This window comes from Brevibacillus choshinensis (assembly GCF_016811915.1).
Classification (GTDB): Bacteria; Bacillota; Bacilli; order Brevibacillales; family Brevibacillaceae; genus Brevibacillus; species Brevibacillus choshinensis_A.
Genome location: NZ_CP069127.1, coordinates 5508788 through 5515000, shown reverse-complemented (window position 1 = coordinate 5515000; position 6213 = coordinate 5508788). Strand labels below are relative to the sequence as shown.

Here is a 6213-nt window from a genome sequence, read left to right as displayed (position 1 = left end):
AGTATAGGGGCTGACGCCTGCCCGGTGCTGGAAGGTTAAGGGGATGGGTTAGCGCAAGCGAAGCTTTGAACCGAAGCCCCAGTAAACGGCGGCCGTAACTATAACGGTCCTAAGGTAGCGAAATTCCTTGTCGGGTAAGTTCCGACCCGCACGAAAGGCGTAACGACTTGGGCGCTGTCTCGGCAAGAGACCCGGTGAAATCATAATACCTGTGAAGATGCAGGTTACCCGCGACAAGACGGAAAGACCCCATGGAGCTTTACTGTAGCCTGGTATTGGAACTTTGTGCATCATGTACAGGATAGGTGGGAAGCTGAGAAGCAGGGGCGCCAGCCTCTGTGGAGCTGTCGGTGGGATACCACCCTTGATGTACGGAGTTTCTAACTCGTCGCCCTTATCGGGCGAGAGGACCATGCCAGGTGGGCAGTTTGACTGGGGCGGTCGCCTCCCAAAAGGTAACGGAGGCGCCCAAAGGTTCCCTCAGAATGGTCGGAAATCATTCGTAGAGTGTAAAGGCAGAAGGGAGCTTGACTGCGAGACCTACAAGTCGAGCAGGGACGAAAGTCGGGCTTAGTGATCCGGTGGTTCCGCATGGAAGGGCCATCGCTCAACGGATAAAAGCTACCCTGGGGATAACAGGCTTATCTCCCCAAGAGTCCACATCGACGGGGAGGTTTGGCACCTCGATGTCGGCTCATCGCATCCTGGGGCTGAAGTAGGTCCCAAGGGTTGGGCTGTTCGCCCATTAAAGCGGTACGCGAGCTGGGTTCAGAACGTCGTGAGACAGTTCGGTCCCTATCTGTCGCGGGCGTAGGAAGTTTGAGGAGAGCTGTCCTTAGTACGAGAGGACCGGGATGGACGCACCGCTGGTGCACCAGTTGTCACGCCAGTGGCACAGCTGGGTAGCTATGTGCGGACGGGATAAGCGCTGAAAGCATCTAAGCGTGAAGCCCCCTCCAAGATGAGACTTCCCACAGCGCAAGCTGGTAAGACCCCTCATAGACGATGAGGTTGATAGGTTCGGTGTGGAAGCGTGGTAACACGTGGAGCTGACGAATACTAATCGGTCGAGGACTTATCCACACACTCTTAGCAAACATGCAGATCCAGTTTTGAAGGCACGAGATAGCAAGGTCAGGTGATGGCGATCATCTGGCCTTTTTCTTTTGTCGGATTGGGGGAAGAGTAAAAAAAAAGAAGCGAAAGCCTCGCTATACGCAGCAAATGTAAACGCAAGAATATCACGGATCGGGCATAAAGTGGCTCGATCCTTTTTCGATTGGTTGATCCAATCTTCTCATGTTTGCGATCTTGCTGTTACATTCCAGATTCGTATATCCCTTAAAAACTCTGTGATACAGTAAGGGAACATTCGATAACAGAGGAGATGTGGGGAGATCATGCATAAGGTAATTGAACCCAAGATTATGTACTTTGGAAGCTGCCTCGTGTTGATCAGTACGAGGAATGAAGACGGTACAGCAAATTTGGCACCAATGTCTTCTGCTTGGTGGCTCAATCAATCATGCATGCTCGGGATGAGCAGCAGAGCACAGACCGTTCAAAATATCGTAAGGGAAAAAGAATGCGTTCTCAATCTCCCATCTGTGGATATGATGCCTGCGATCGAGCGACTCACTTTGTTAACCGGAAGGAATCCAGTGCCTGAGACGAAAGCAGCACAGGGATATCGATACGAGGGCGATAAATTTGGTATCGCTGAGCTTACGCAGCTGCCGTCCCTGCTTGTCCGTGCGCCTAGAGTCAAAGAATGCCCCGTTCAACTGGAAGCGAAATTGATAGCTGTGCATCCAATGGAGGAGCCGAGTACTTTGGTCGCGATGGAGGTGCACATCGAAAAGGTGCACATTCAGTCAGATCTTCTGATGGAGGGTCATCCCAATTATATCGATCCAGCAAAATGGAAGCCGCTCATGATGAGCTTTTGCGAGTACTTCGGCTTTGGCGAGCAGCTTTCCCATTCGAGATTAGCACCCGTGTTTGGGCCCGTGAAACGGTAGCCCAAATAGAATGCCAAATTGGGAATCTTCGAAATCGGCCCATCCAAGATAGCCATGAATCAAAACTCAAGCGCCTGTGATGACAAAGCAACTCGGTCATGGCGGGCTCTTTTCTTTTTCTCATGAAAACTTGCAGAAGGCGCTAACTTTGATTATCCTAACAATAAGAATATACGTTCGCTGTTGATGAGGAGGAATGATTTCAATGAATCGATGTGGTTGGGTGAATGAAGATCCTTTATATATCGACTACCACGATCACGAGTGGGGAGTGCCGGTGTATGACGACCGTCTCCTGTTTGAGTATCTCAATCTGGAGGGCGCGCAGGCGGGACTAAGCTGGTATACGATCCTGAAAAAGCGCGAGAACTATCGGAAAGCCTTTGATAACTTTGATCCTGAGAAAATCATCCACTACGATGAAAGCAAAATCGAGGAACTGCTGAACAATGAGGGTATCGTTCGGAACCGATTAAAAGTCAGAGCTGTTGTTACCAATGCCAAAGCCTATTTTCGCGTGGTCGAGGAATTTGGATCATTCCGTGATTATATTTGGTCATTTGTCGGTGGCAAGCCCATTCAGAATGACTTCACTTCCATGTCACAAGTGCCGGCTACTACCGAGATAAGCGACAAGCTGAGCAAGGATCTGAAGAAGAGAGGATTCACATTTGTGGGCTCTACCATCTGCTACGCCTTTATGCAGGCGGTTGGAATGGTCAATGATCATATCACGACTTGTGAGTGCTACAGGAAAAAGTAGTCTCGAAAAAATCCATTGGACATCATATGGAGGAATGCGGAAAAGCCGACTCGGGGGAGTCGGCTTTTTTCTAGCCATAGGCCCTAAATCGCCTTCATAAAAACAACCCGATCGTTGCCTCTTCCATCGTAGTTGGATGCGACAGAGACTCCGTCGACTAATTTATCGCCTTGTTCAATGGCAAAACCAAGCTTGGTGTGGAATGCGATGGAGGTTTTATTGACAGGAGAGGTAATGCAGCGCACGGTATGGCAGCCTCGCTGCTTGACTGCGTCAAAGAAGTGGTGATACAGCAGGCGCCCAACTCCATCCTTTCGTTTGTCCGGATGCACGCCAACAAAGTGAATGTATGCTTCCCCTGGGAACGTCTGGGACAAGAATCCTACGAGGAAAGCGACACGCTCTCCATTCTCTTCGGCGATAAAGCTGGTAGGCTGGAAATGAACGAAAAAGAGCTTGGGCAGCATATCAGCCATCTGCCGCCCGCCCCACCAATCATTGATGACGGAAATGATGCTGGCATAATCCTGCTCTTGGATATTCCGTATGTGAAGCATGAAATCCCTCCCGAAGTAGAGCTGTTCAAATGCTGTTTGTCATCCAAATTATACATGTGATTGCCTGCGAGAAGGATTGTTTTCTTCAGTTTTTGTGGGAAGCAGTGCAATTGGGATGGATGATCAAAAGCAAGTACTCCTACCAACCCGGATAAAACAAAGAATAATAAAAAAATACAGAATTAATCATATGCAAACAAAAGTCAAAGCTGTATAATCAAACATATAAAAACAAACAGGTGCAAACAAAAAGAGCGAGGGTACGTTTCCAACTGGAATAGGAGGACGTTCATGGCAGATTACGTTCTTGAATTGAGAGGAATTACGAAAACGTTTCCAGGCGTAAAGGCGTTGGATCAGGTGCACTTTCAGCTTCGCCCGGGAGAAATCCATGCCCTCATGGGAGAAAACGGTGCGGGCAAATCCACCTTTATCAAGATCATTACGGGTGTCCATCTTCCTGACGAGGGTGAAATCTTTGTAAACGGGCAGAAAACGGAAATCAAAAATCCAAAGGACGCTCAAAAATTGGGGATTGCAGCCATTTATCAGCATGTAACCTGCTTTCCTGACCTAAGTGTCACGGAAAACATCTTCATGGGGCATGAGAAAATCACGAAGCGAACCAAGCGGATCCTGTGGGGAGACATGCATGCGGAGGCCAAGCGGCTCTTGCAGGAGCTGGGAGCAGGCTTTGATCCAAGAACCAAGATGGGGTCGCTCAGCGTCGCCCAGCAACAAATCGTCGAAATTGCGAAAGCGCTTTCAATGGAAGCGCGCATCATCATCATGGATGAGCCTACGGCAGCGCTCACGGCGCGCGAGAGTGAAGAGCTGTATAAGATTGCGGAAAAGCTGCGCGACAATGGAGCATCCATCATCTTTATTTCCCACCGTTTTGAGGACATGTATCGACTCGCCAGCAAAGTGACGGTCTTCCGGGATGCCAAATACATTGGCTCCTGGGGCATTTCCGACATCTCAAACGAGGACCTGATCGTAGCTATGGTCGGAAGGGAAATCACGCAGCTGTTCCCGCAAAAGGTAGCCAAAGTCGGTGAAGAGCTGCTGCGCGTAGAAGGTCTCGGGAAAACAGGTTTTTTTGCAGACGTTTCTTTTTCCGTACGCCGGGGTGAGATTATCGGGCTGACAGGCCTGGTCGGAGCGGGAAGGACAGAGGTGTGCCAAGCCATTTTCGGAATTACCTCGTACGATTCGGGCCAGGTGTTCCTCAAAGGCAGTCCCATCAGAGTCAAAAATCCGTTGCAGGCGATGGAGCTGGGGATCGGGTACCTGCCCGAAGACAGGCAAAAGCAGGGCCTCGTGCTGGAGTGGGGGATCGAGCGAAACATCACGCTGTCCGCGCTCGGCCAGCTGTCCAAGAGGGGCTGGATCCAGGAGAAGAAAGAGGCCGAGCTGGCGCTGGCGCTCGCGGAAAAAGTCCAAGTGAAGGCACGCAGCATCTTTGACCTCGCCAGCTCCTTATCCGGCGGGAATCAGCAAAAGGTCGTCGTCGCCAAGCTTTTGACCGCCGATCTGGATGTCATCATTCTGGATGAGCCTACAAAAGGCGTGGACGTCGGGGCGAAATCCGCCATCTATGAGATCATCAGCGATCTCGCCGCGCAGGGGTATGGCGTCATTATGATTTCGTCTGAAATGCCCGAGGTGATCGGTATGAGTGATCGGGTGGTTGTCATGAGAGAGGGCAGGGTGACGGCCCAGCTGGATGGGGCGACGGTGACACAAGAGGCCATACTGGAGGCGGCGATGGTGAACAGCATTCCGGAGGCGACGCCGGCATTTGGCGGCGCAGCAGAGACGCTCAGCTCGTAATGGACAAGGAAAAGGTGGTGAAAGAAGTGCCAGAATATTCACTGCAAAAGACTTCTGCGGGAGCCAGCATCGCCAAGTTTCGCGAGCTGGGCTTGCTCGTATTCATATTGCTGCTGTGCGTGGGCGTACAGCTGCGCAACCCCAGCTTTTTGACGCTGGAAAATATCAATGACATGGTCACGAATACGGCCATTCTGAGCATTTTGGCGGTGGGGATGATGCTGGTCATCGTGACGAGGGGGATTGACCTTTCGATCGGTGCGACTCTAGCTTTGTCGGGGATGATCTCTGCAATGACGGTGAGCGCGTATCCGGACACGCATCCGCTGCTCGCAATCCTGCTCGGTACGGCAGTGGGCGTCGTCAGCGGGATGATCATCGGCCTGCTGATTTCCAAGGCCGGCATTCTCCCCATCATCGCTACCCTCGGGATGATGAACGCGTTTCGCGGGATGACATTTATGGTCAGCGGCGGGAAGTGGGTCAGTGCCCATCAGATGCCGGATTCGTTTAAAGCGATCGCGACCGGCTCCGTACTTGGACTCAACACCCTGATTGCGATTGCGATCTTCATTTACCTCGCTTTTTACTACTTCATTACATACACCAGGACGGGCAGGCAGATCTACGCAGTGGGCAGCAACCCGGAGTCAGCGAAAATCAGCGGGATCAACAACGACAAAATCCTCTGGCTAGTCTACACGATCATGGGCGGCCTGTCTGGATTGGCCGGCGTCCTGTGGGTCTCCAAATTCGCATCAGCGCAAGGCGACACGGCATCAGGCTATGAGCTCAGCGTCATCGCGGCGTGTGTGCTGGGAGGCGTCAGCATTGCTGGGGGCTCCGGCAAAATCTCCGGCATTATTCTCGGGTCGATCCTGCTGGGGATCTTGAACAACGCCCTGCCGCTGATCAACGTTTCTCCGTTTTGGCAAATGGGCATCCAAGGCTCCATCATCCTCATCGCTGTCGTCATCAATGCGTTGGTAAAGCGAGGCGTCGATCACAACAATCTGATGAGGAGGAGAATGTAGCG

Annotated in this window: 5 protein-coding genes and 1 rRNA gene (1 of these 6 running past the window's edge); 5 read left to right on the top strand and 1 reads right to left on the bottom strand. The window is 51.5% G+C overall.

Annotated elements, in window-relative coordinates:
• The 3 genes from JNE38_RS27585 to JNE38_RS27575 all read left to right on the top strand — a co-directional run.
• A 23S ribosomal RNA gene (locus JNE38_RS27585) occupies nt 1-1083 on the top strand (it extends 1844 nt beyond the left edge of the window).
• Between the two features lie 317 nt (nt 1084-1400).
• Nucleotides 1401-2021: a flavin reductase family protein gene (locus JNE38_RS27580; RefSeq protein ID WP_203354236.1), complete on the top strand. Its 621-nt coding sequence runs from the start codon at nt 1401-1403 to the stop codon at nt 2019-2021.
• Between the two features lie 205 nt (nt 2022-2226).
• Nucleotides 2227-2784 carry a DNA-3-methyladenine glycosylase I gene (locus tag JNE38_RS27575; RefSeq protein ID WP_203354235.1) on the top strand — a complete coding sequence of 186 codons (558 nt, stop codon included), beginning with the start codon at nt 2227-2229 and terminating at the stop codon, nt 2782-2784.
• An 83-nt stretch (nt 2785-2867) separates the two neighbouring features.
• On the opposite strand, the gene JNE38_RS27570 is transcribed toward JNE38_RS27575, so the two are convergent.
• Nucleotides 2868-3341 (bottom strand): GNAT family N-acetyltransferase, encoded by a 474-nt coding sequence (locus JNE38_RS27570; RefSeq protein WP_203354234.1) that lies wholly within the window; start codon nt 3339-3341, stop codon nt 2868-2870.
• Nucleotides 3342-3632: 291 nt separating this feature from the next.
• Between JNE38_RS27570 and JNE38_RS27565 the strand changes: the two genes are divergently transcribed.
• Both JNE38_RS27565 and JNE38_RS27560 read left to right on the top strand, forming a co-directional pair.
• Complete coding sequence (locus JNE38_RS27565; protein WP_203354233.1) at nt 3633-5177, top strand: sugar ABC transporter ATP-binding protein; 1545 nt, start codon at nt 3633-3635, stop codon at nt 5175-5177.
• Nucleotides 5178-5203: 26 nt separating this feature from the next.
• Nucleotides 5204-6211, top strand: coding sequence for an ABC transporter permease (locus JNE38_RS27560; RefSeq protein ID WP_238933482.1), 1008 nt, complete (start codon nt 5204-5206; stop codon nt 6209-6211).
• The last annotated feature ends 2 nt before the right edge of the window (nt 6212-6213 follow it).